Source organism: Vreelandella glaciei, assembly GCF_013415125.1.
In the GTDB taxonomy this organism is placed as follows: Bacteria; Pseudomonadota; Gammaproteobacteria; order Pseudomonadales; family Halomonadaceae; genus Vreelandella; species Vreelandella glaciei.
Map to the genome: position 1 here is coordinate 62885 of NZ_JACCDE010000019.1, position 25972 is coordinate 88856.

Annotated in this window: 24 protein-coding genes; 3 read left to right on the forward strand and 21 right to left on the reverse strand. The window is 51.2% G+C overall.

The genetic code is table 11. The features are described 5' to 3' along the window. Positions 1 to 94 precede the first annotated feature (94 nt). Entirely contained in the window at positions 95 to 1489 is a 1395-nt protein-coding gene (cysS, locus tag HZS80_RS13655; RefSeq protein WP_179916393.1) for a cysteine--tRNA ligase, read from the reverse strand. 26 nt (positions 1490 to 1515) lie between these two features. Next, a complete protein-coding gene (locus tag HZS80_RS13660) occupies positions 1516 to 3195 on the reverse strand; it encodes a glutamine--tRNA ligase/YqeY domain fusion protein (RefSeq protein ID WP_179916394.1) in 1680 nt (559 codons plus the stop codon). Positions 3196 to 3350: 155 nt separating this feature from the next. Between HZS80_RS13660 and HZS80_RS13665 the strand changes: the two genes are divergently transcribed. Beyond that, positions 3351 to 3851: a peptidylprolyl isomerase gene (locus HZS80_RS13665; RefSeq protein WP_179916395.1), complete on the forward strand. Its 501-nt coding sequence runs from the start codon at positions 3351 to 3353 to the stop codon at positions 3849 to 3851. A gap of 13 nt (positions 3852 to 3864) precedes the next feature. Then, positions 3865 to 4638: a UDP-2,3-diacylglucosamine diphosphatase gene (locus tag HZS80_RS13670; protein ID WP_179916396.1), complete on the forward strand. Its 774-nt coding sequence runs from the start codon at positions 3865 to 3867 to the stop codon at positions 4636 to 4638. 72 nt (positions 4639 to 4710) lie between these two features. On the opposite strand, the gene HZS80_RS13675 is transcribed toward HZS80_RS13670, so the two are convergent. From HZS80_RS13675 to HZS80_RS13710, 8 genes are all read right to left on the reverse strand, one after another. Then, a complete protein-coding gene (locus HZS80_RS13675) occupies positions 4711 to 6531 on the reverse strand; it encodes a SurA N-terminal domain-containing protein (RefSeq protein WP_179916397.1) in 1821 nt (606 codons plus the stop codon). 126 nt (positions 6532 to 6657) lie between these two features. Beyond that, on the reverse strand, positions 6658 to 6930 hold the full coding sequence (gene hupB, locus HZS80_RS13680) for a nucleoid-associated protein HU-beta (protein WP_027335814.1): 273 nt from the start codon (positions 6928 to 6930) through the stop codon (positions 6658 to 6660). A gap of 196 nt (positions 6931 to 7126) precedes the next feature. Next, a complete protein-coding gene (lon, locus tag HZS80_RS13685) occupies positions 7127 to 9538 on the reverse strand; it encodes an endopeptidase La (protein ID WP_035555568.1) in 2412 nt (803 codons plus the stop codon). Positions 9539 to 9785: 247 nt separating this feature from the next. Then, positions 9786 to 11066 carry an ATP-dependent Clp protease ATP-binding subunit ClpX gene (gene clpX / locus HZS80_RS13690; RefSeq protein WP_008956869.1) on the reverse strand — a complete coding sequence of 427 codons (1281 nt, stop codon included), beginning with the start codon at positions 11064 to 11066 and terminating at the stop codon, positions 9786 to 9788. A 74-nt stretch (positions 11067 to 11140) separates the two neighbouring features. Further along, positions 11141 to 11758 (reverse strand): ATP-dependent Clp endopeptidase proteolytic subunit ClpP, encoded by a 618-nt coding sequence (gene clpP / locus HZS80_RS13695; RefSeq protein ID WP_035555564.1) that lies wholly within the window; start codon positions 11756 to 11758, stop codon positions 11141 to 11143. A gap of 68 nt (positions 11759 to 11826) precedes the next feature. Beyond that, on the reverse strand, positions 11827 to 13179 hold the full coding sequence (gene tig / locus HZS80_RS13700) for a trigger factor (protein WP_035555561.1): 1353 nt from the start codon (positions 13177 to 13179) through the stop codon (positions 11827 to 11829). Positions 13180 to 13438: 259 nt separating this feature from the next. After that, complete coding sequence (locus HZS80_RS13705) at positions 13439 to 13816, reverse strand: hypothetical protein (protein WP_035555557.1); 378 nt, start codon at positions 13814 to 13816, stop codon at positions 13439 to 13441. Positions 13817 to 13819: 3 nt separating this feature from the next. Next, positions 13820 to 14284 carry a flavodoxin gene (locus HZS80_RS13710; RefSeq protein ID WP_035555554.1) on the reverse strand — a complete coding sequence of 155 codons (465 nt, stop codon included), beginning with the start codon at positions 14282 to 14284 and terminating at the stop codon, positions 13820 to 13822. A gap of 143 nt (positions 14285 to 14427) precedes the next feature. Here HZS80_RS13710 and HZS80_RS13715 point away from each other — a divergent pair, with 143 nt between their 5' ends. Further along, positions 14428 to 14634: a DUF2788 domain-containing protein gene (locus tag HZS80_RS13715; RefSeq protein ID WP_008956864.1), complete on the forward strand. Its 207-nt coding sequence runs from the start codon at positions 14428 to 14430 to the stop codon at positions 14632 to 14634. A 148-nt stretch (positions 14635 to 14782) separates the two neighbouring features. Here the strand turns inward: HZS80_RS13715 and HZS80_RS13720 are convergent, their stop codons facing one another. The 11 genes from HZS80_RS13720 to HZS80_RS13770 all read right to left on the reverse strand — a co-directional run bounded on the left by HZS80_RS13720 (position 14783) and on the right by HZS80_RS13770 (position 25960). Continuing rightward, on the reverse strand, positions 14783 to 15082 hold the full coding sequence (locus tag HZS80_RS13720; protein ID WP_035555549.1) for an integration host factor subunit alpha: 300 nt from the start codon (positions 15080 to 15082) through the stop codon (positions 14783 to 14785). 127 nt (positions 15083 to 15209) lie between these two features. Continuing rightward, positions 15210 to 17591 carry a phenylalanine--tRNA ligase subunit beta gene (pheT, locus tag HZS80_RS13725; RefSeq protein ID WP_179916398.1) on the reverse strand — a complete coding sequence of 794 codons (2382 nt, stop codon included), beginning with the start codon at positions 17589 to 17591 and terminating at the stop codon, positions 15210 to 15212. 26 nt (positions 17592 to 17617) lie between these two features. Beyond that, positions 17618 to 18637, reverse strand: coding sequence for a phenylalanine--tRNA ligase subunit alpha (gene pheS, locus HZS80_RS13730; protein WP_179916399.1), 1020 nt, complete (start codon positions 18635 to 18637; stop codon positions 17618 to 17620). 159 nt (positions 18638 to 18796) lie between these two features. After that, complete coding sequence (gene rplT, locus HZS80_RS13735; protein ID WP_078087679.1) at positions 18797 to 19150, reverse strand: 50S ribosomal protein L20; 354 nt, start codon at positions 19148 to 19150, stop codon at positions 18797 to 18799. Between the two features lie 63 nt (positions 19151 to 19213). Continuing rightward, positions 19214 to 19408, reverse strand: coding sequence for a 50S ribosomal protein L35 (gene rpmI / locus HZS80_RS13740; protein WP_007114345.1), 195 nt, complete (start codon positions 19406 to 19408; stop codon positions 19214 to 19216). 82 nt (positions 19409 to 19490) lie between these two features. Next, positions 19491 to 19982: a translation initiation factor IF-3 gene (gene infC / locus HZS80_RS13745; protein ID WP_007114346.1), complete on the reverse strand. Its 492-nt coding sequence runs from the start codon at positions 19980 to 19982 to the stop codon at positions 19491 to 19493. 60 nt (positions 19983 to 20042) lie between these two features. Next, positions 20043 to 21965 (reverse strand): threonine--tRNA ligase, encoded by a 1923-nt coding sequence (gene thrS / locus HZS80_RS13750; RefSeq protein WP_035555538.1) that lies wholly within the window; start codon positions 21963 to 21965, stop codon positions 20043 to 20045. Between the two features lie 218 nt (positions 21966 to 22183). Further along, positions 22184 to 23053 carry an OmpA family protein gene (locus HZS80_RS13755; RefSeq protein WP_179916400.1) on the reverse strand — a complete coding sequence of 290 codons (870 nt, stop codon included), beginning with the start codon at positions 23051 to 23053 and terminating at the stop codon, positions 22184 to 22186. Positions 23054 to 23388: 335 nt separating this feature from the next. Then, positions 23389 to 23856 carry a DUF2489 domain-containing protein gene (locus tag HZS80_RS13760; protein ID WP_035555533.1) on the reverse strand — a complete coding sequence of 156 codons (468 nt, stop codon included), beginning with the start codon at positions 23854 to 23856 and terminating at the stop codon, positions 23389 to 23391. Between the two features lie 123 nt (positions 23857 to 23979). Beyond that, entirely contained in the window at positions 23980 to 24897 is a 918-nt protein-coding gene (gene cyoE / locus HZS80_RS13765) for a heme o synthase (protein ID WP_179916413.1), read from the reverse strand. A gap of 13 nt (positions 24898 to 24910) precedes the next feature. Next, complete coding sequence (locus tag HZS80_RS13770; RefSeq protein ID WP_179916401.1) at positions 24911 to 25960, reverse strand: COX15/CtaA family protein; 1050 nt, start codon at positions 25958 to 25960, stop codon at positions 24911 to 24913. Between the last annotated feature and the right edge of the window lie 12 nt (positions 25961 to 25972).

The following is a 25972-nucleotide window of genomic DNA, read 5'->3' on the forward strand; positions in this document are numbered from 1 at the left end:
GAATTCCTTTTGAAGTGGGCTTTTTACTGAGGCTCTTATGAAGTATAAGAGCCATCAGCGTTTAAGTCAGAGCCTAAGATAAAGCCATCGGCGTTTAAGTTGCTTCTAACACCCAAGAAGTACCTTCGCGTGAGTCTTTAAGAATAATCCCTAGGGCTGAGAGCTCATCGCGAATCGCATCCGCCTGAGCGAAGTCCTTATTCGCTTTCGCCTCAATACGTTGAGCAATTTTCGCTTCAATCTCGCTTTCGCTAAGCGGCATACCCTGTTGCTGCGTGCCTTTCAGGAAAATTTGCGGCGCCTGCTGAAGCAGCCCCAAAATAGCCCCTAGCTGCTTGAGCTCGCCCCCAAGCCTAGCGGCCTCGTCGGGCTGCTCCTGCTTGGCGCGATTGACCTCACGCGCCAGCTCAAACATGACCGCCAGCGCTTCAGGCGTGTTGAAGTCATCGTCCATGACCTGAGTAAAACGCTCTCGGTAAGGGGATGCCTTACTGCTGGCAATAGCGTCAGTGTCGACGCCTTCTAGCGCTGTGTATAAACGTGTCAGCGATTTGCGTGCTTCGGTCAGTGAATCCACCGAATAGTTGATCGGGCTACGATAGTGACTGGCCACCAGCAGAAAGCGCACCACTTCAGGGTCGTGTTCGGCCAGTACATCGCGAATGGTGAAGAAGTTGCCCAGAGATTTGGACATCTTCTCCTTGTTCACCCGCACTGCCCCAGCGTGCATCCAGGTGTTGACGTAGGTCTTGCCAGTGGCCGCTTCGCTTTGCGCAATCTCATTTTCATGATGCGGAAAGGTTAGATCCGGCCCGCCACCGTGAATATCGAAGGTATCACCCAAGCAGCAGGTCGACATCGCCGAGCACTCGATGTGCCAGCCGGGACGCCCATTCCCCCACGGCGACGACCAGTGGGCCTCACCCGGTTTGGCAGCCTTCCAAAGTACAAAGTCGAGTGGGTCTTCTTTATGAACATCAACATCCACCCGAGCACCAGAGCGCATATCGTCTAGTTGGCGATTATTGAGCTTGCCGTAATTGGCAAATTTGCGTACACGGTAGTAAACATCGCCGTTATCGGCCGCATAGGCAAAGCCTTTTTCAATCAGCGTTTCAATCATTGCCACGATATCGTCGATATGACCGGTGGCGCGGGGCTCATGAGTCGGTGGCAAAACAAACAGACGCGCTTCATCTTCGTGCATGGCGGCAATCATGCGCTCGGTTAGCGCGGTGATGCTTTCACCATTTTCGTCAGCACGCTTCAGTATCTTGTCATCAATATCGGTAATGTTGCGCACATAGTTAACATCGTAGCCACGCTCACGCAGGTAGCGGGTGATGACGTCAAAGGCGACCATGACGCGGGCATGACCAAGATGGCAATAGTCATACACCGTCATGCCGCAGACATACATGCTGACTTTTCCCGCTACAAGCGGGGTGAAAGGTTCTTTGCGACGCGTCAGCGTATTGTAAATATGCATATGGCTATCCATGTTTTTCCTGGCCTTTAGCCCTTCTGCTTGATTTTTGCCCAGCTATCTTTTAATCCAACGGTGCGGTTAAACACTAAATGCTCTGGCGTGGAATCATGACGATCTGCACAGAAGTAACCGACGCGCTCGAACTGGAAGCGTGATTCGGGCGTGGCCTCCGCAAGGCTTGGCTCGCCAATTGCCTGACAAACGACCAGCGATTCCGGATTTAAGTGCTCTAGGAAGTCGACATCTTTGTCACGATCTGGTTGCTCAACGGTGAACAGGTTGTCATACAGGCGCACTTCCACTGGCAAACCGTGGTCAGCACTTACCCAATGAATAACCCCTTTCACCTTGCGGCCTTCCGGGTTTTTGCCCAGCGTATCGAAATCCACTGAACAATGCAGCTCGCTGATGTCACCGGCCGCGTCCTTAATTACCTCGTCACAGCGAATCACATAGCTATTGCGCAGACGCACTTCTTTACCTGGCGCGAGGCGGAAGAACTTCTTAGGCGCATCTACCATAAAGTCGTCTTGATCGATGTAAAGCTCCCGAGTAAAGGGCACCTTGCGCATCGTCATATCTTCACGTGCAGGATGCCCTGGCACTTCATACATCTCTTTGTGATCTTCCGGCACATTGGTGAGCACGACTTTCAGCGGCTTTAACACACACATGGCGCGCGGGGCATTGTCTTCAAGATCCGAGCGAATGGCGTGGGTTAACATGGCGATATCCACAAGGCCACCGTCGGCACGGGTAACGCCAATCATCTCGCAGAATTTGCGGATAGAGGTCGGTGTATAACCGCGGCGACGCATGCCGGAGATCGTCGGCATCCGTGGGTCATCCCAGCCATCGACAATCTGTTCGTCCACCAACAGCTTCAACTTGCGCTTGGAGGTTAACGTGTAATCAAGATTGAGACGGGCAAATTCGATTTGGCGCGGCTTGGCGGGCACAGGAAGGTTATTTAAAAACCACTCATACAGCGGGCGGTGATCTTCAAACTCCAGAGTACAGATCGAGTGCGTAACACCTTCAATGGCATCCGACTGACCATGGGTGAAATCATAAGAAGGGTAGATTTTCCACTTATCGCCCGTTTGGTGATGGCTGGCGTGGCGGATGCGGTAAAGGATAGGGTCGCGCAAGTTGATATTAGGCGACGCCATGTCAATTTTAGCGCGCACGACCTTTTCACTTTCACCAAATTCGCCTTCGCGCATTCGCGCCAGCAGATCAAGGTTCTCTTCGGCGCTACGCTCACGGTAAGGGCTGGGGGTGCCCGGTGCCGTCAGCGTGCCGCGGTACTCGCGAATTTCATCCGGCGAAAGATCGTCCACGTAGGCTTTTCCTTCACGCATCAAGTGCTGCGCCCAGGTATAGAGCTGGTCGAAGTAGTCAGAAGCAAAACGCACAGGGCCTGCCCATTCAAAGCCTAGCCAGGTGACATCCTCTTTGATCGCATCGATGTACGCCTGTTCTTCTTTCGCCGGGTTGGTATCATCAAAACGCAGATGACATTCGCCACCCATTTGCTCCGCCAGCCCAAAATTGAGACAGATCGACTTTGCATGGCCGATGTGCAAAAAACCGTTGGGCTCGGGGGGGAAGCGTGTCACGATTTTAGTGACCTGGCCGCCCTCGATTTCGTCGCGTACTTGGTTGCGAATGAAGTTCGGCGCTGGGGTGGTCTCGTTGGTCATGGTGGTGTTGATAACCTCGTGGTGGATGGCGTACTGAGCCGTGAGAACATAGGATACTCCTATGGCCCTTCGCGGTGCAGGGCAAAACCGCTATTATAACGTGACGCCGATGCACAGCGCCAAGGCGAACGCCTTTATTGAACAGGAATTTATCCATGATCGTATTACAGACGAACCACGGTGACATCACCATCGCGCTTAACCATGAAAAAGCGCCGATTAGCGCGGCGAACTTTGAGCAGTACGTTCGCGACGGGTTTTATGACGGCACCCTGTTTCACCGGGTGATTGACGGATTCATGGTCCAAGGCGGCGGTTTTGATAAAGACTTCGAGCAGAAGCCGACCGGTGACCCGATCGAGAACGAAGCCGACAACGGCTTAAAAAACACTATCGGTACGCTAGCCATGGCTCGCACCCAGGACCCGCATTCTGCCACTGCGCAGTTTTTTATTAATGTAGGCGACAATAGCTTTCTTGATCACAGCGGTAAAAGTCTTCAAGGCTGGGGCTATGCGGTATTTGGCGAAGTCGTTGACGGTATGGAAGTGGTCAACGAGATTAAAAACGTGGCCACTACACGCCGCGGCATGCACGCCGATGTACCCGCTGAAGACGTGATCATCGAACGCGCTTACATGAAGGAAGCGGAATGACACTGGGAGCTTTATGCGCACATTGCTTGTTGCCGACCTGCATCTAAGTAGCGACACCCCTGAGATTAATCAGGGGTTTTACCGCTACTTAGAACATACTGCCCCAGGAGCCGATGCTCTTTATATTCTGGGCGACCTTTTTGATGCCTGGATGGGTGATGACCTTCTTGATGCCACTGACCATCCGCTCAGCATTGTGGCTCAAGAGGTTATTAAGCGGTTGCACAGGCTTAGCAGTGACGGCACCACTGTTTATTTGATGCATGGCAACCGTGATTTTTTACTCGGCGAGCGCTTTGTTAACGCTTGTCAGGCGATGCTGCTACCTGACATTGAGGAAGTCGAGATTCAGGGGGTACCCGTGGTACTCCTTCATGGCGATAGCTTATGCACCCAAGATGAAGCCTACATGGCTTTCCGTCAGCAGTCGCGCAACCCAGAGTGGCAAACTCAGATATTGGCTCTACCGCTGGAACAACGTCTAGAGCTGGCCAAAAGCCTACGCATGCAGTCGGGCGAGGCTAACGCCAATAAAGCTGAGGCAATCATGGATGTGACACAGCAGGAAGTAATTTTGCTGATGGAGCGGTTTGGTGTTGCCACTATGATTCATGGTCACACTCACCGCCCTCACGTACATGACCTGACGGTTGAAGAAGTACCCGCCAAACGTTATGTGTTAGGCGATTGGGATAGCCAACGTGGCTGGGATATCGTGGTTGAGCGCTCAGATCAAACGGCACCAAAGTTGCGTCAGTTCTCTTTCACCGAATTACCTGACGCCTGACCTGAGACCGCTATTTACGGATACAAAAAAGCCGATCGCGAGATCGGCTTTTTTGAACCTGCTTAAGCGATTCTATTGCTCTATGTCTGCATCGCTGCGCAAGTCATCAACCAAACCTTGGAGAACCGATTGAGCACGCAGTTGTTCCGCCATTTGTGAGACAAACGTTTCCATCTGCTCATCAATTTCACCGTCACTCACGCTATCCAATGCTACAACGGCAACGCCTTGGGGAAGTTCAACGGCACGATAAACGCTCTCACCCTCATCAGGCCGTGGCATGCGGAAAGCTTCCTGAACAATCGTTTGAGGTACGGTGGTATCTGCTTGGCGACTAACGTTATTAGCTTCGAGCCAATCGACATCCAACTCCTCACCTGCTTGCAGTTCTGAAATCAATGATTGCGCCTCTTCACGCAATGCTTGCTGCTGCTGCTCAGCGGCTACGGATATTTCGACCTCCTCGCGGACCTCATCCAGAGGCAGTAACGTTGCATCGCGCTGTTCAGCAATACGCAGCACCATCCGACGATCTTGGTCTAACTCGATAACTTCACTGTTATAACCCTCTTCCAGCACGTCGTTGCTGAACGCCGCTGACATCACACCAGGCTCGGATAAAACGCCTTCCGCTTCGTCATCACGGGCAAGCCAATCGCTCTCATTAAGGGTAAGACCAATGCTTTCAGCAACGCTTTGCAGATCATCCGCAGCGAAGCTTTCATCAATTAGCTGCTGAACTCGCTGATTAAATTCATCATCAACATCGCTCAGCGCCACTTCCCGCGCCAGCTCATCGCGCTGCTCTTCAAATGTTGGGCCTTGAATATCCGTCACCTGAATAATGTGAAAAGCATTATCCAATTCAACCGGCTGGGATACATCACCCTCTTCTAAAGAAAAAGCTGCTTCATCAAAGCTATCCCCAAAGAAGCCACGGCTGATTACCCCAAGATCCCCACCCTCTTCGGCACTGGCCGTATCATCAGAGTAGCGCAGAGCGGTATCGGCAAACGATTCACCGCTATCCAATGCTTGCCTGGCTGTTTCAGCCATTTCCTGAGCTTCGTCACGAGTACGTTCATCACCAAAGGTAATCATGATATGGGAGACTTGGCGGTCAGCGTCACGATTCTGCTCGCGCCATGCATCCCGTAGCGCCTCTTCATCAACATCGCGGCCTTCTGCCATTGCCTGACGATCAACTATCACATACTCAAGACGCACCTGTTCGGGACGTTCATAGCGCTCTTGGTGGGCATCATAATAGGCTTGCAGGTCGTCTTCACTGACATTGATATCAGCCTCGACGTCATCACCATCTAGCACCACATAGCGTAAGCTCCGCTCCTGGCGCTGCAACTCTGCCAGACGCTCTTGTTCATTGGGTAAGCTAAAATCGCTGAAAGCTAGACCCTGCTGTAAATGCTGTCGCTGGATATCGACGCGCAATTCTTGACGGAAAGATAATGGCGTATAGCCCGCGCCCGCTAAGCGGTTACGAAAAACTTCAGCAGAAAAACGACCATCCTGATCATGGAACTCAGGCAGACTGACAATCAGTTGATCAAGTTGCTCTTCTGAAACAGCAAAGCCACCCTCTTCGGCGTACTGGGATAACAGTTCCTGGGTGATGAGCTGGTCAAGCATGTCGCTGCGTAGGGCTCGCTCTTGCTCAGGCGGCACCTGCCCTGAGCGTAAAGCGCGCTGCACCCCGAGCTCAACCTGCTGACGCATGATGGGCTGCCCGTTGACACTCGCTACTTCGTCTGGATCGCTGCCAAAAAGCCCAAACAGTGATTCAATCCCGAAAAGCGCCATGGCCGCGACCATAACACCGATAATAATTTTGGCACCCCAGCTCCTGGAGCCATCTCGAATACTTTGCAGCATGCTAGCCTCAGATAGTCACAGCCAAACACATCGACCCGCTAAATCCTAACAAATAGGGGGCCAGAAAATAACATGGGCGCATCGCCAATGCGATGCGCCCATTAGGTTACAGCAAACGCGGTCAAATTAGTTGACGGCGTCTTTCAGCGCTTTACCTGCTTTGAAGCTGGGTACTTTGGCAGCACTGATCTGGATTGGCTGTCCCGTTTGCGGGTTGCGGCCAGTTCGTGCAGCACGTTCTTTGATCGCGAAGGTACCAAAGCCTACTAGTGATACGCTGTCGCCCTTCTTAAGGCTATCGGTGACAGACTCCACCATGGCATCCAATGCGCGGGTTGCCGCTGCTTTCGGGATATCTGCAGACGCGGCAATGGCTTCAATCAGCTCGGACTTATTCACTCTTCACCCCTTGACTGTTTCAAAAAATGGCTCTGAACGGCATGGTCACCGATAGGTACAACGATCAAAGCATAGCTGCGTTTTATAGCAACGCCTTGAAACACCTGTCAAGCAACCATGTCGTGAGATACCCGCCACACAAAGTAGCGGGCACAAATATTAAGTAAAATTAAAGACCAAAGAGGACTTTAACAGCTTAATGGGTACTAGCAACTACGGTATTACTATACGATGCGTCGGTGCTTTTCAACGGTGCACCCTCTTCTACCTTATCAGCTAGCGCTACGGCTAAGACATCATCTATCCAACGTACCGGACGAATATCAAGTGCGCCTTTGATATTGTCAGGTACTTCCTTGAGATCACGACGGTTTTCTTCAGGAATTAGCACTGTCTTTATACCACCGCGACGGGCTGCCAGCAATTTCTCCTTCAGACCGCCGATGGGCAACACTTCACCGCGCAGATTGACCTCACCGGTCATTGCCACATCACAACGTACCGCCCGCTGCGTGTAAGCAGAAACGATCGCGGTCACCATGGCAATACCCGCGCTTGGGCCATCCTTAGGCGTAGCTCCTTCGGGCACGTGGATATGCAGATCCTCTTTTTCGAACCGCTCAGGATCAATTCCATATGCTTGTGCTCTAGCTCTAACCACGGTATGTGCCGCGCTTACCGACTCTTTCATGACATCACCGAGTGAGCCAGTTTTGTTAATTCGCCCCTTACCCGGCGTAACCACTGACTCAATATTAAGCAATTCGCCACCGACCGATGTCCAGGCAAGCCCAGTGACTCGGCCAATTTGATCTTCTTGCTCAGCCAGACCGTAACTATAGCGACGCACCCCTGCATAGTGTTCAATCTGTTCGGCCGTTAAGCTCTGACCATCTTGATCAGAGGCAGGGTCACGCTCATTTTCAAGGCGTTCACGTAGCACTTTACGCGACACTTTGGCGATCTGACGCTCAAGCTCACGCACACCTGCTTCACGAGTGTAATAGCGAATAAGCTCTAAAAGCGCGCTATCTTCCAGCGTTAACTCCTCACCCTTCAAACCGTTTGCTGCTAACTGCTTAGGCAATAAGTAGCGCTTAGCGATGGCCAGTTTTTCATCTTCGGTGTAACCCGGCAGACGAATAATCTCCATACGATCTAGAAGCGCACTAGGAATATTCATCGAATTAGCCGTACAGATGAATAGTGTTTCTGAAAGATCGTAATCGAGCTCCAGATAGTGATCGCTAAAGCTGTTATTTTGCTCAGGATCAAGCACTTCAAGCAATGCAGAGGCTGGATCGCCGCGATGATCCATGCCAAGCTTGTCGACCTCATCCAGCAAGAACAGGGGATTTTTAACCCCAGCACGGCTCATCCGCTGCATCAATTTACCCGGCAGCGACCCGATATAGGTGCGGCGATGGCCGCGAATTTCTGACTCATCGCGAACGCCACCCAGCGCCAAACGCACATACTTACGATTGGTGGCACGGGCGATAGATTGGCCGAGAGAGGTTTTACCCACTCCAGGCGGGCCCACCAAACACAATACAGGTCCTTTCATCTTGCGCACCCGCTTCTGCACGGCAAGATACTCTAGGATGCGCGCTTTTACCTCTTCGAGGCCGTAATGGTCTTCATCCAACACTTGCTGAGCTTTGACGAGATCGTGCTTCACACGTGTGCGCTTCTTCCAAGGCACCGCGACTAGCCAATCCAGATAAGAGCGCACAACGGTCGCTTCAGCGGAATTTGAAGCCATCATTTTGAGCTTGTTAAGCTCTTGCGTCGCTTTCTCAGATGCCTCCTTGGGCATACCGGACTCTTTAATCGCGAGCTCGTACTTTTCAGCCTCATTGGGCACATTATCCAGCTCACCCATCTCTTTCTGGATGGCTTTCATCTGCTCATTGAGATAGTACTCGCGCTGCGTCTTCTCCATCTGCTCTTTAACCCGCGAGCGGATGCGCTTCTCCACTTGCAGCAGATCGATTTCAGACTCAATCAGCGCCATCAGGTGTTCAATACGATCGCGCACGCGATCCATCTCAAGCAATTCCTGCTTATCACCAATCTTCAGCGACAGATGAGCACAAATGGTGTCCACCAAGCGGCTTGGGTCTTCAATCCCTGATAACGAGTTAAGTACCTCGTTAGGGACTTTCTTAGACAGCTTGACGTACTGCTCAAACTGATTGAGTAATACGCGCACAAGCGCTTCTTGCTCACGACTAGTAAGCGGCTCACTCTCTCGTGGTGTTAAGTGCGCCTGCGTGTAGCCGGCTTCATTCTCTTCAACGCTTAGTACATCCGCTCGAAAATTACCCTCAATGAGTACTTTAACCGTGCCATCAGGAAGCTTGAGCAGCTGCATAATGTCAGCCACGGTACCCATAGCATAAAGATCAGCGTTATCCGGCTCATCCTGAGACGCTTCACGTTGAGCCACCAGCAATACACGCTTATCAGCCTCCATCGCTGCTTCAAGCGCCTGGATAGACTTTTCACGACCAACAAAAAGGGGTATTACCATTTGCGGATAAACGACCACATCGCGCAACGGTAAAAGGGGTAGACATTGTGTCTGTTCGGCGTTCTGCTGCATCGCAGACGTTCCTCGGCAAATCGGATGAGTACTTAAAAAAGAGTACTTGGAAAAGTACTGCGCAGTCGTCAGTAAGCGATGTTCAACCACATTAGCATTGAGCGGACTAGGCAGTAATACTTCACGACAAAGCTTTTCAACGGCAAGGCTCTTCAGCGACAGGGCTCTTCAACAACAAGGGGTCGCCTAAGCGACCCCTTGATTTTAGCGCAAGCGGTTAAAGCTGGGCCGACTGGTCAACTAGCCACTAACCATCAGTGCCGTCGACTAGCGCTTCTTCTTGCTGGGAATAGATCAAAAGAGGCTCGCTCTCACCGGCAATCACTGAACCGTCAATAACGACTTTACTGACACCTTCAAGTGATGGAATTTCGTACATGGTGTCAAGCAGCACTGACTCTAGAATAGAGCGCAGGCCACGCGCGCCAGTTTTACGCTCCATCGCTTTCTCAGCCACAGCACGTAACGCTTCATCTCTGAACTCAAGCGTCACATCTTCCATTTCAAACAGCTTAGCGTACTGCTTAACCAGCGAATTCTTGGGCTCGGTCAGAATCTGCACCAATGCATCTTCGGTGAGCTCCGTTAGTGTGGCGATGATCGGCAAACGCCCTACAAACTCAGGAATCAAGCCAAATTTCACTAGATCATCAGGCTCTACGTCAGCCAGCAGTTCACCCACCCCACGGGAGGACTCCTTGCTTTTCACCGCTGCATTGAAGCCGATACCGCCCTTCTCAGCACGGTCACGAATAACTTTCTCCAGCCCCGCAAACGCACCGCCTACGATAAACAGAATATTGCCCGTATTAACTTGGACAAATTCCTGCTGGGGATGTTTGCGTCCACCTTGAGGTGGCACAGAAGCCGTTGTACCTTCAATAAGCTTCAGCAATGCTTGCTGGACGCCTTCACCCGAGACATCACGCGTAATTGAAGGGTTATCCGATTTGCGTGAAATCTTGTCGATTTCATCAATATAAACAATCCCGCGCTCGGCTTTCTCAACGTCGTAATCGCACTTCTGCAACAACTTCTGGATGATGTTTTCGACATCTTCACCGACATAGCCGGCTTCCGTCAGCGTGGTTGCATCCGCAATGGTAAAAGGTACATTCAGTAACCGTGCCATCGTCTCCGCTAACAGCGTTTTACCGCTACCAGTGGGACCAATCAGCAGAATGTTTGATTTACCTAATTCTACATCGCCGTCGCGCACATCTGTTTTCAGACGCTTGTAGTGGTTATACACCGCTACGGAAAGCACCATTTTGGCGCGATCTTGTCCGATGACGTAGTCATCAAGCGTATGACGTATTTCGCGAGGCGTAGGTAAACGCTCCTCATCGCTCTCGGCATCGGCTTCGAGAACTTCCTCGCGAATAATGTCATTACATAAGTCGACACACTCATCGCAGATATAAACGGACGGGCCCGCAATCAGCTTACGTACTTCGTTTTGATTCTTTCCACAAAACGAGCAGTAGAGCAGTTTGCCACCTTCGTCCTTGCCTTTGCCGTCGGCCATTCGCATACCTCTATCACTGCGGCGGCTTACGCCGCCGGAAAAGCTCGTTAGAAAAGCAGAATCCTATTACGCTATCAGGATGTAGGCCGCTTATCCAGCACTGCGTCAATCAAGCCATACTCTGTGGCTTTACTGGCGCTCATGAAATTATCCCGATCTGTATCACGCGAGACAGTTTCGATATCTTGGCCCGTATGGTGGGCAAGGATTTGATTCAGCTTTTCGCGAATACCCAGAATTTCACGGGTATGAATTTCTATGTCAGAAGCCTGGCCTTGGTAACCACCCAGCGGCTGATGAATCATCACCCGTGAATTGGGCAAGCAGTAACGTTTACCAGCAGCACCTGCTGTCAATAACAGCGCACCCATGCTGGCCGCTTGGCCAATACATACCGTAGACACGTCCGGCTTCACAAACTGCATAGTGTCGTAAATCGACATCCCCGCGGTGACCGAACCACCAGGCGAGTTAATATACAGGTGGATATCTTTATCTGGATTTTCTGACTCCAGAAACAGTAACTGAGCGACGACCAGATTAGCCATGTAGTCTTCTACAGGGCCTACCAAAAAGATCACACGCTCTTTCAAAAGGCGTGAGTAGATGTCGTAGGCTCTTTCCCCTTTGGCGCTCTGCTCAACCACCATGGGCACTAAACCGCCAGCGTTTTGAATATCAAACTCACTCATTCAGGTGATTCCTTGCGTCCGGGAAGGGAAAGGCGCACCGACATAAAGGTGCGCCACGTTCCAGGGTGTTAGGCGCTAGCTTGCTCGCCTTCTTCAGCACCCTCATCTTGCTCAGCCTGCTGTTGCGCAGCGGCAAGGGCTTGCTGATAAGACATTTCAACGTCTTTAATGTTCGTTTGCTCAAGTAACTTAGCCACCGCCTTCTCTTCGAGAATGGCAGATTTCACCTGGGTTTTCAGCTGCTCGTTACCCATGTAGTAGCTAACCACTTCATCAGGATCTTGATACTGCTCAGCCAGCTCGGCTACTTTTGCCTTGATAGCATCATCGTCGGCATCAAGTTCGTTTGCCTTGATGACTTCTGCCAGCAACAAACCAACCTGAACTCGGCCTTTAGCCTGCTCTTCGAAAAGTTCATTGGGCAGCTGGCTAACATCAAAATCTTCGCCTAAACCAAACTGTTGAGCCGCCTGACGCTTCATGCCATCTGTTTCTTGCTGAACCAGTGCGCTCGGCACAGGAATTTCATTCACCTTTTTAAGTGCATCAAGTACTTGCTGCTTAACCCGGTTATCAACGGCTTGTGATGCTTCACGGGTCATGTTCTTCTTGATTTCGGCGCGGAATTTTTCCTGATCGCCGCCTTCAACGCCAAAACGCTCGATAAACTCAGCGTCAACTTCGGGCAGTTTCTGGCTGCTGACTTTGTGAATCGTTACCTTAAAAGTGGCTTCTTTGCCAGCCAAGTGCTCAGCCTGGTAATCATCAGGGAACGTGACGTTAAGGGTCTTCTCTTCGCCCGCTTTAGCACCAATTAACTGCTCTTCAAAACCTGGAATAAAGCTATTGGAGCCAATGACCAGTGTGTGACCTTCGGCACTACCGCCTTCGAACGGTTCATCACCAATATAGCCTTGGAAGTCGATAGTGACTTGATCACCGTCGGCGGCAGCAGCATCAACTTCTTCCCATGCGGCATTTTGCTTACGCAGTGTATCGATCATCTCCTCGACATCTGCATCGCTAACGGACACCACCGGGCGCTCTATATCAGTACCTTCAATTGAAGCCAGCTCTACCTGCGGGTAGATTTCCATTACTGCCACGAATTCAAGGTCTTTGCCTGATTCATTAACGGAAGGTTCAATTTGCGGGAAGCCCGCCGGGTTGAGGCCTTCATCAGTAATAGCGCGCACGTAACGCTCACGCATTACTTCGCTAACTACCTCGTTACGTACGTCTTGGCCGTAGCGCTGCTGGACTACTGCCATTGGCACCCGGCCCTGGCGAAAACCATTCAAGCGAACATTCTTCGCGGTGTCTTTCAAGCGAGCACTCACGGCCTCGTCAATTTCGGCAGCCGGCACTTGAATAGTAATGCGGCGTTCGATCTGGGAGGTCGTCTCGACAGAAACTTGCATGAATTGTCCTCTAACGGCTGGGCGTTGTGTTGATTGCATGTAATAAGTTCAAGGGGGTAATTTTAAGAACCCCAACGCATAGTGGCAAGCGCCATGCTCGCAACATGGGGGCAGTGATGTTAAAAACAAGGGAATAAGCGAGCAATTAACCGCTTTAAGGCGTGTTTAGCTTCATTATTAGCCCCATGCTGCGTAATTTACACCATTCTACTGCTTTGTACGTCTTGCAGCGACTTTTTCAATCGCCGTACCAAAAACACTAGCGAGCCTGGCCCTCGCCAGCCCACCATAGGCCTACTGCGTGCATCAGTACGCCAAGCGTTGCACCATGGGAAATGAACACCTGCCAACTAATCCACTCCGTAAACAGCGCGTGCCAGCCACCCATTACGACCATTCCTAGCAGTAACATAACGGCTAACCGTTTGCATAGCTGCGGCAAGCGGCGACGCGCCGCCACAGCCAATAAGCGCCACTGAATAATAGCCGCAAAAGCCACCAGTGCTAAGGCGAAGAAAATCAGCGTCTGGCGGGTTTCATGCCCGCCCGCCATGTAGCGAGGCAGGGTTGCCAGCATAACGACACATAAGCCCAGCGCAACACTGATGCGCTCAGGCGAGGTGGGCGTTCGCTGCATCGCTCAAGCCACCTTTAACTGCTGGTCAACGATCCACTCTTCCACCCAGGGCACAGCCGCATCGTCGGCCATAAAGGTCTCCATGGCGTCGATTTCTAGGCGCTCCCCTAAGCGAGTCGCGCCATAATCCGCCAGCAACTCATCTAGCGCGCGGCCTGCACCGCAAAAAGTATCGCCATAGGAGCTATCACCGAGGGCAATGAGCCCGTAGCGAAGCGTGGTAAGCGCGGGACTTTGTTCACGCAGCTGCCGGACAAAGGGCACAAAACTGCCGGGAAAATCTCCACTGCCAGTGGTCGAGACACAAAACAGCGCCAAATCGGCGCCACCACTGACAATATCATCGACAGATGGCTGCTCAACAATCTCCACAGCGTAACCGGCCTGTTCAAATAGGGGTTTCACTTGCTCTGCCACATCAAGGGCACCGCCGTACATGGTACCCACCAAAATATTTAGCTTCGGCATCGTCACTCCCCTGTCAAAGTGTCACAGTGCCAACCCGCAAGTCGACAAATACCCGATGAATTTGCTCAAATATTAACATGGCTGGTTAGAATGAAACACATTACCCGTAATGCTTGGCCCATATACAACCCCTAGGAGTAACTATGCAGCAAACCTTTGAGACGTGGATCACTCCGATAATGATCGGGGGATTAATTATATTTATGTGTTTTATTATCTGGGATTTGGCTAAAAAGTCCAACGCTGGCAAATTTGGCACCATCATGCTGTTTGTCGTGTTGGGAGCAGGTATGCTGGGTTACGTTATCAAGGTGGTGATTACGTGGTTAATAGAAGGTGGCGGCATGTAGTCGCAAGAAAACCCTCATGACTTGAGACTCGGCGCTATAACAAGAAAAGGAGCGCCCATAGGCACTCCTTGTAAAGAACATGAGATTATCTAGTGTTATGAACCTTAAGCTTATAAAACAGATGCTCATACGCCTATAGTTCAAAATGCTACTCACCGACCCCGTAATGCTCTACCTGCTGCTTAAGCTTTTGCCCTGGACGAAAAGTTACCACCCGCCGGGCAGAAATCGGAATTTCTTCACCGGTTTTAGGGTTTCGTCCCGGTCGCTCGCGCTTATCACGCAGGTCAAAGTTACCAAACCCCGATAACTTCACCTGTTCGTTCTCACGAAGACAGGCTCGAATCTCTTCAAAAAAAGCTTCGACCATGGCCTTCGCTTCTCGTTTGGACAGGGCTAGCTCAGCATGCAAATGCTCAGCCAGTTCTGCTTTGGTCAACGCACCCATAAGGTTTCTCCTTATCCTTGAAGCAGATACAGCGTCAAAGCACCGTATCAACCGTACAGTAGCAAACGCATTGCCAAGAACGTGATAAGCATCGTGGCGTAGCCTAAGCAATAACTTAAGTTACTTACTAGCCGCGCAGCTCCGCATCCAGCTTGACACGCACTTGTGTCACAATTGAATCGACCAACTGATTGATTTCTTCGTCGTTTAGCGTGCGCGATGGATGCTGCCAGGTCAAGCCCAACGCAATACTCTTATGCCCTTCGGCTACGCCTTTACCTGAATAGACATCGAATAGCTTGATATCCTGCAGATACTCCCCCGCTTGCTGCTTGGCGCAATCGAGTAATGCCTGCACAGGTGTCGACTCATTGAGTATAAATGCCAAATCACGCCGCACCTCTGGAAAGCGAGATAGCGGCTCAAAGGCTGGCACACTGCCTTGGCTTAGCATATCCAAGCGCACTTCAAACAACACAGCATCCATTTTCAGGCCTAGCGTTGCTCGCACTTGCGGGTGCAGCGTACCTATCCAGCCTGCTGGCTCACCGTTATGCAACAGCTGCGCACTTTGCCCAGGATGAAGCGCGGGGTGCTCTGCGGGCTCAAACCGCCAAGTATCGGCTTCGCCACCTAAAGCGATGACGCTTTCTAAATCACCTTTCAGATCATAAAAGTCGACACGGTCTTTTGCGCCACTCCACCCTTCTGCTTCACGCGGGCCACACACCAATGCACCCAGCATCGGCACCTGTGACAAAGCATCCAACTCGCCGTTAAATACTAGCCCGGTTTCAAATAAACGCACGCGAGCTTGCTGACGATTGAGGTTGTACTCCATGGCACGAACCAAGCCAGGAAACAAGCTGGCCCGCATCACCGACAAATCAGCCGAGATAGGGTTAGCAAGCACGGGGGATACGGCGTCTGGTAGCAGTGTCGCTTGCAGCTCGGGCGCCACAAAACTGTAGGTAATCGCCTCTTGAAAGCCACGTGCGACCATCTGACGACGCAGCCGCGCCTGCGTGAGCGTCGCTTCGTCTGCAGAACGAAGCGCCAAGCGTGCTGCAGGGCGACGTACCGGCAAATTATTATAGCCATGGATACGTGCCACCTCTTCGATAAGGTCTTCCTCAATGGCCAAATCAAAGCGCCAAGTAGGCGCGGTGACTGCCCAATCAGCACCCTGCATACTGACATCAAGCCCCAGACGCTGAAGAATATCGGTCACATCATCGCTATCGAGAGTCTTGGACAGCGCCTGCTCTAAACGGGCACTGCGCAATAAGATTGAGCGCTCTTCGGGCATATGCTTAACGCTTAGCGCTTCAACAACAGGCCCAGCTTGGCCACCGCAAATTTCAATGAGTAACTGTGTGGCCCGCTCGACCGCAATGGGCGTTAACTGTGGATCAACTCCACGTTCAAAACGATGAGATGCATCAGTATGCAGACCGTAAGAGCGCGCTTGGCCAGCAATAGCAAGCGGCGTAAAGAACGCAGATTCAAGGAAAATAGTCTGAGTGTTTTCGTTAACGCCTGAGTTTTCACCACCCATTACGCCTGCCATCGCTAGCGGGCCGGAATGATCGGCAATGACCAGCGTTCCAGGGCGTAGCGACACCTCATGACCATCAAGCAGCGTTAAACGCTCACCCGGCGTGGCCATGCGAATAACCATGCCACCTTGAAGATTATCGCGGTCAAAAGCATGTAGCGGCTGGCCCAACTCAAACATCACGTAGTTAGTGACATCTACGACAGGATCAATAGAGCGTACGCCGCTACGACGCAGCCGCTCAACCATCCACAGGGGCGTCTCAGCCTTAATATTGACACCTTTAATAATGCGGCCCATATAGCGAGGGCATTGCTCTGGCGCCTCGACACTAATCGCAAAACTATCGTCAATCTCAGTGGACACCGACGCTATTGCAGGACCACTCACCGCCAGCCTATTAAGCACTCCTACTTCACGCGACAATCCTTTAATGCTTAAGCAATCACCACGATTGGGCGTCAGGTCGACCTCAATGGTCATGTCATTCAGGTGCATGAATTCTCTAAAATCAGCACCCACTGGAGCGGTTGCTGACAATACCAGAATGCCTGGTGACGTCTCTTCTTCAAGCCCCAATTCAGATGCTGAACAAATCATACCCCGTGATTCAACGCCACGCAGTTTGGCTTTTTTTATTTTAAAATCGCCCGGCAAGACACCGCCCACCTGGGCAAAGGGCACTTTCTGCCCAACATCGACATTAGGCGCCCCGCAGACAACCTGGACAGGCTCACCACTGCCGTCATCAACGGTACACACATTGAGCTTATCTGCGTCAGGATGCTTCTCTTTACTCAGCACCTCTGCCACCACGACTTTACTGAATTCGGCTGCAACTGCTTCAACAGCGTCAACTTCCAAGCCCGCCATGGTGATTTGATCGGCCATTGCCTGCGTTTCAAGCTGCGGCGATACCCACTCACGCAGCCACTGTTCTGAAAATTTCATCGTTGATCCTGTATTCGGCGGCGGTCTTAAGCGAATTGACGTAAAAAACGCAGATCGTTTTCAAAGAACAGGCGTAAATCATTTACGCCGTAGCGCAGCATTGCCAAACGCTCAGCCCCCATTCCGAAGGCAAACCCCGTATAGCGTTCAGTATCGATACCTGAATGCCGGAATACTTCAGGATGAACCATGCCGCAACCCATTACCTCCAGCCAACCGCTATGGGAACAGACTCGACAGCCTGCCCCACTACACATCACGCACTGAATATCCACTTCCGCGGAAGGTTCAGTGAATGGAAAGTAGGAAGGACGGAAACGCACCGAAAGATCGTCGCGCTCGAAAAATGCCTGCAGAAAGTCTTCGATCGTACCTTTGAGATCAGCAAAGCTAACGCCCTCATCGACCAGCAGCCCCTCGACTTGATGGAACATGGGCGTGTGGGTCAGATCTGAGTCGCTGCGATACACGCGCCCCGGGCAAACAATACGGATGGGCGGTTCGCTGCTCTTCATCGTACGCACTTGCACCGGCGAGGTGTGAGTACGGAGAAGGCGCGTGGCATCAAAATAGAAGGTATCAGCCATGCCACGAGCGGGGTGGTGGGCTGGAATGTTAAGGGCTTCGAAATTGTGATAGTCATCCTCAATCTCAGGCCCTACCGCCACATCATAACCAATGCGAGTAAACAGTCCCTCTATACGCTCAAGCGTACGCGTCACCGGGTGCAGGCCGCCTTCGGCTTGGCCACGCCCTGGCAACGTGACATCGATACTCTCAGCAGCCAAACGGGCATTTAGCGCGGCACTTTCAAGCTGCTGACGCTTGGCATCGATTTCGTCGGCCAGCGTTTGTTTGGCCTGATTGATTCGCTCACCCGCTTCCGGGCGCTCATCGGCTGACAGTTTCCCCAGGCCTTTCAGCAAGGCAGTTACCTCACCTTTCTTACCTAAGTAGCGTACTCGTAACTCGTCTAGTGCGGCGACACTCTGCGCGGCCTGAATGGCGTCGCGAGCCTCAGATACCAGAGTAGGAAGGTGATCCATCCGTTTCACTCCGAATTAAGCGGTGTCCATCCCTAAAGATGGCGTGGCACGTTGTAGGTGACAAAAAAACAGGGGAAGAGCGGCTGCTCTTCCCCTGTATGGGTCACTCTTAAATGACCTCAGGCACGTTGTACGGACAAAAGCCCAGTACAAACTACCTTATTGGGCAGCCTTGGCTTTTTCCACGATGGCAGCAAATGCAGCCTTCTCGTGTACTGCCAAATCGGCCAATACTTTACGGTCGATTTCGATACCGGCTTTCTTAAGACCGCCTACAAAGCGGCTGTAAGACATACCGTTGATACGTGCACCGGCGTTGATACGCTGGATCCATAGCGCACGGAACTGGCGCTTACGGTTGCGACGGTCACGATAGGCATACTGACCAGCTTTAATAACGGCTTGCTTAGCAACGCGGAAAACGCGTGAACGGGCACCGTAGTAACCTTTAGCAAGCTTCAATACTTTTTTATGGCGACGACGCGCTACTACGCCACGTTTAACTCGAGTCATAACACACTCCTGACTTTAAGGCTGGGGCAAAAAATTATGCACCCAGAAAAACGAAAACCCGACTTATAGATTCGGCAGCATACGCTGGATAAGTGCTTTGTCAGACGCGTGGATTTGCTTCATTCCACGCAGTTGACGCTTACGCTTGGTCGTTTTCTTGGTCAAGATGTGGCTACGATGCGACTGCTTGTGCTTAAAGCCATTAGCAGTCTTCTTGAAGCGCTTGGCAGCGCCACTGTTGCTTTTAATTTTCGGCATGAGGACAACTCCGCTCGATATTTTTTAGAAAACCCAGGGCCGACCACCTGTTTAACGGTGGCCCGTTGACAAAGCCGTTGGATCACTTCTTTTTCGGGGCAATAATCATGATCATTTGGCGGCCTTCCATTTTAGGAAATGCCTCTACCGCTCCGATCTCTTCCAGGTCTGCCGCAATCCTTTCCATCAGCTTACGACCGATGTCCTGGTGCGCCATTTCACGACCACGGAAGCGCAGTGTGACTTTGCCCTTGTCACCACCTTCCAAAAAGCGCGTCAGGTTTTTAAGCTTGACCTGATAATCGCCTTCATCGGTGCCAGGACGGAATTTAACTTCCTTAACCTGGATTTGCTTCTGCTTCTTCTTTTGAGCCGCTTTCTGCTTCTTGGTCTCAAAAACGAACTTGCCGTAATCCATAATCTTGCAGACGATGGGATCGGCATTCGAAATTTGCACGAGGTCTAAGCTTTCGGATTCAGCACGCTCTAGCGCTTCGGTGGTGGGCACGACACCCAACTGCTCACCGTCGCTTCCAATAAGACGTACTTCTTCTTCGACAATTCGCTCGTTCATTGGTGGGCGTTTGTCTGCTGGACGCCCGCGCTGGTTGCTTCTCTTGATCGTTCCGTCTCCTTAGGCAATTGACGATGTCGCCAGGGCTGCTCTCTCGGCAGTATGGCGTTCAATAAATTCATCGACCGTCATTGTACCGAGGTTTTCGCCGCTGCGTGTTCGCACGGCCACTGAGTCAGCTTCGACTTCCTTATCTCCTACCACAAGGAGATAGGGAACTTTCTGTAACGTATGCTCACGGATTTTAAAGCCGATCTTCTCGTTCCTCAAGTCCGCTTTAACACGTAAGTCACTTTTTTGCAGACGGCTCTCCAAATCAAGCGCATATTCACGCTGTGAATCGGTGATAGTCATGACGACTGCCTGCTGTGGCGCAAGCCATAATGGCATAGCGCCTGCATAATGTTCAATCAAGATGCCAATGAAACGCTCCATAGAGCCAACGATAGCACGATGCAACATCACTGGCGGCTTCCGATGCCCCTCTTCAGTCACATATTGGGCACCAAGTCGCTCTGGCATCATAAAGTCGACCTGCATAGTACCCACTTGCCACTCGCGTCCCAGGCAATCTTTCATATGGTATTCAATCTTGGGGCCATAGAACGCGCCTTCGCCAGGAAGTTCCTGCCATTCGACATCACAAGTTTTTAACGCACTACGCAGCGCATCTTCTGCCCGGTCCCAAACCTCATCACTACCAATGCGTTTTTCGGGGCGAAGAGCAATTTTAATAGCAATATCTTCAAAGCCGAAGTCGCTATACACCTTCAACGCTTGACGATGAAAGTCAGTTACTTCTGGCTCAACTTGAGCTTCGGTACAAAAAACATGACCATCGTCTTGAGTAAATGCACGAACGCGCATGATACCGTGTAAAGCGCCTGAAGGCTCGTTCCGGTGGCAACCGCCAAACTCACCAAAACGAACGGGGAGCTCGCGATAGCTACGTAAGCCAGAATTAAATACCTGAACATGACCAGGGCAATTCATAGGCTTGAGGGCATACTCACGCTTTTCTGACTCGGTAAAAAACATTCCGTCTGCGTAGTTATCCCAGTGTCCTGACTTTTTCCAAAGCGATACATCCATTATCTGAGGGCAGCGAATTTCTTGGTAGCCACCCTCTTTATAAACGCCTCGCATATATTGTTCGATCTGCTGCCATAGCGCCCAGCCGTTAGGGTGCCAAAATATCATTCCCGGCGCCTCTTCCTGCATGTGGAAGAGATCCAGCCGACGCGCCAATTTACGGTGATCGCGCTTCTCCGCCTCTTCAAGACGTTTGACGTAAGCCTTAAGCTGTTTCTTGTCGCCCCATGCGGTGCCGTAGATACGCGTCAGCATGGTATTGGCAGCATCGCCACGCCAATAGGCCCCTGCCAGCTTAGTGAGCTTGAAGGCTTTTAAGTGGCGAGTATTAGGCACGTGCGGCCCGCGGCACATGTCGGTGTACTCTTCATGATGATAAAGCCGGATCGTCGCATCATCAGGGATATCGCGAACAATTTCCTGTTTGTAGGGCTCATCACGATGCAAAAAGGTCAGCATTGCCTGGTCACGATCAACATACTCGCGCACCACATCGTACTCACGCTCGATCAGTGACTGCATACGCGCTTCGATAGCTTCCAGGTCTTCCGGTGTAACGGATTGACCAAACTCAATATCGTAGTAGAAACCATCTTCAATAACAGGCCCAATGGCCATTTTGGCCTCGGGGTACATCTGCTTAACCGCATGACCAATGAGGTGAGCGCAGGAGTGGCGAATAATTTCCAGCCCTTCAGCGTCACGGGCAGTAATTATCGCCACCGCTGCGTCCCGCTCAATCAGGTCAGCGGCATCTACCAGCACACCATCGATCTTTCCAGCGATGCAGGCCTTAGCCAAACCAGGGCCAATGGATTCTGCAAGCTGCATAATGGTCAGCGGTGCTTCAAACGTTTTTTGGCTGCCGTCGGGCAGAGTAACAATAGGCATTCATGTTCCTTGAGCGCAGTGGTGATCCATACCAAGGATCACATTTCGCTATCAATGGTCTTGGAGGGTGCAAAAGTCCCACTAAAAACAGCGACAAGATTAGCAGAGTTACCTACCGCTTAAAATAAAAACGGGAGGCATATGCCTCCCGTTTCTGTACCTGTGGATTGCAGTTAACCATTTACAAGTCGTCTACAAACCTCAGAAGATAAGTGAACTTAGTTCCACTCATCCAATTCAACGCGACGGTTCTGGAAGCGACCTTCTTCAGTCTCGTTAGACGCGATCGGCTGCTCTTCACCGTAACCTACTGCACGCATACGGTTAGCTTCTACGCCACGGCTTACCAAGTAGTTAGCAACTGATTGAGCACGCTCTTGTGACAAGTTTTTGTTGTACTCGTCAGAACCGCGTGAATCAGTGTGGCCTTCGATGCTTACGCGAACATCAGGGTTACTGACCAAGCGCTCAGCAACACCGTTCAATACATTCTGAGCATTAGAGGTTAACTGAGCAGAATCAAACTCGAAGTTAACATCTTGCAGAACGACGCTATCCGGGCAACCCAATGCGTTAACTTCTACGCCAGCAGGGGTGTTCGGGCACTGATCACGGTAATCTGGAACACCGTCATTATCGGAATCAAGCGGGCAACCATTAGCGTTAACTTCCACGCCGGCAGGAGTGCCTGGGCACTGATCACGGTAGTCCGGCACGCCGTCACCGTCGGAGTCTAGCGGGCAACCTTCAGCGTCAACAGCAACGCCTGCAGGTACTTCACCATAGCTCGGGCACTGAGGAGCAACCGGTTCAGGAGTACGATCAGCACATAGCAGACCGCCGATAGCAGCACCGGCAACAGCACCGGTAGCAGCACCGCTTTCTTCATCAGAACTACTGCTGGTGGCGTAGCCAATGCTGCCACCGATAACACTGCCAGCTAGACCACAAACAAACGGATGCTGGTACCAGCTGCCGTCGCTGCTAGCGCTTGATTGGCTGGAGGACTGTGAGGCCGAGCTGGCACAGCCAGATAGACCTACTACCAGTGCGGAACCGATTAGCAAGCCAGTCGTTGATTTTTTCATGCAAGACTCCTTCTTGATCCAATGCTGAAATGGCCATAAGTGACCAAATCTATCCAATGCTTCTTATTGCGAGAGCATCCATTTTTCGCCTGTTCCAGATCGCTACGGTTGGTATCAAGCTACCAGTACGATTAGTGACGTACCAATCACTCAACACCCAAACGATACAGAACGGTGTGCCTATCATTAACGCTTAAGCGCAAGAAGGCAACAATGCCAAGATATCAACTTCTTGCCAATACCGACATCACTCAGCATAGCAAAATTGCCGCAATCGGCACTGAAAATTAGCTTGCTATGCAATTTTGGCGGTTAAAACCGCTCAAAATTAATAGTTAATGCAACGCACTTTTGCCTTTCGCACGCCATTTTAATACTGCTTGGGCAGCTTCCAATACGGATTCGCGTAAATCATTTTCTGCCATCACCCGTTCTTTGTCTTCCTGCATACGCTCTCGAGCAGTCAACTGTTGCCGGGCGGAATGCGTATTTAGATGTTGAGTGCGGCTATAGTGTTCAGCAAAAGCCTTAAATTCAGTTCGTTCCGTTAAGCTAGGATCAATGATTTCAAGTAGAACCTTACACCGCCAAGCCCCTTCAGTGATATCGACCTGCTCCTGAACCAAAGCACTCGCGACATAATCAAGATTTTCTAGACTGTTTTGTTGGGCGCGAGCGTCCTCATCGCGCCGATAAGCTTCTCGACGACTTACCTCTTTGCGCAACGACCATGCGTAGAAACACAGCCCTACAATGACTGCAATCGCTACGGCGAGTAATACCAGCGCTACCGTTGAGCTCATGAAACTCCTCATTAAGCGGATAAATTGCTTGACGAAAATTGTACACCTTTATACCACTATTTTACCAATAGCACCTAGGCTTGCTTCTCCTCTTACTGCATACCTGTCCAACTTGTCTTCGGATCACCAAGCAAGCGCCGCAGCGTAATGATCAAGTAATAGCGCACTGAAAACGCCTAATAAGTAGCGAATTGAGAACCAGAAAGCGCCGATAGGTGCAGTAGCATCGTGACCGCGCCAAACCCGCCAGTTCCAAAACATAAAGCGCGCATTCAGGCTTATCACAATGACTAAATAAAGCACCCCACTCATCCCGATCATTACCGGAAGTAGAGTGGTCAATACCGTTAACCAGCCATACAACCAAATTTGTAGCCGTGTAAACGGAAGACCATGGGTAACAGGCAACATTGGGATGCCTGCTCGTGCATAATCATCACATTTATGAATCGCCAGTGCCCAAAAGTGCGGCGGCGTCCAGGCAAAAATAATCAGCATTAGCAACAGCGGCTCAGAAGATACTTGACCAGTAATGGCAACCCAACCTAGCAATGGTGGTGCCGCGCCAGCCACACCTCCAATAACAATATTTTGGGGCGTAGCCCGCTTTAAAAAAGCAGTATAAATCAATGCATAACCAATCAAAGAAGCAGAGGTTAGCGCAGCTGTTAAAACATTAACCTGCCAAGCTAATAGCGTAACACCTGCAACAGAAAGCAAGCACGCCCAAGACAACGCGATTGTCACGGGTAGCCGTTTACTCGCCACTGGACGACAAGAAGTTCGTGTCATTACCGCATCCAAATGGCGGTCAATAACATGATTTAAAGCAGCTGCACCACAAGAGGCTAAACCGATACCGGCCAAACTAATAATTACTTTCGTCAGTGGTGGTAGGCCTTGGGTTGCCAATGCCATCCCCACGGCAGCACACACTAACATGACAACCACTACTTTAATTTTACAGAGCCCAAGCAATTCTCTCCACCCCCACACCATTGAAGGCAGAGCTGAAGGTAGTGTCATTGTTATATTTCGCATGCGCTCCCCTTCTTTAGTCAGCAATAACGTTGCGATAAAACAGATTAGAGCTCTTTGAAAAAGCGCCAGCTTCATTGTAACGCCAGCACCACCAAGCCCATACCAGACCAACAGAGAGTGCAATGGCCCCTGCCGTATGTAGCAACGCAAGCCATAAAGGCAGCCATAACAATACGTTAGCGACACCTAAAATAGCTTGCAGCATGTATAGAGAAACCACAATCGCTAGAGGTCTAGCGACATTCTGCCAATGCCGATATCGTAACCAAAGCGCAACCAACCCGGCTCCTAACATGAGTGCGCCTAAGCGATGAACAACGTGGATAGCAGTGCGTGCATCAGCATGTAGCTGCCCATGTAAATAATTAGGGCCAACAGTTTGGGTAACATGAAAACCCTCGCTTACATCTAATTCAGGCCACCACTGACCATTACAGGTAGGGAATCCTTGGCAAGCGATGCCTGCATAGTTGCTAGTCACCCACCCACCCAACGCTAACTGCACCACCAGCAAGCATGCCGCAATACCCCAACAGGCATTGGTTCGGCGCGGTTCAGTTATGGATTTTTTACGAGCACGACGTAAGTGTAGGTGTAACCAAAAGAACAGTAGTAATACACTCAGCCCACCCAAAAGGTGGAGAGTGACGACTTGCGGCCAGAGTTGTAGCGTAACCGTGAAAGCACCGAAGGCACCCTGCAATATAATAACAACTAAGAGCGTCAAACTTAGCCGCCATGGGTAACCTGACCGTTGACGCAATGGCCAACCCAGCGCGACAACACTTATTACCGCCAGCCCTAGCAAACTAGCGATGTAGCGATGGGCCATTTCCACCCACGCTTTAAACGGTTCTAACGGCACATCGGGATGGCGCAGGGTGGCATGATCGCTATCGGGGACCAGCAGCTTTCCATAGCAACCTGGCCAATCAGGACAGCCTAAACCAGCATCGACTAACCGTGTCCATGCACCAACCAGCATTACCACTGCGGTAAACAGGGTACCTATTAACGTTAATCGCACTAACCAGCGTAAGCGGCGCTCATAGGAATCGGGCATGATGCTTCCTTA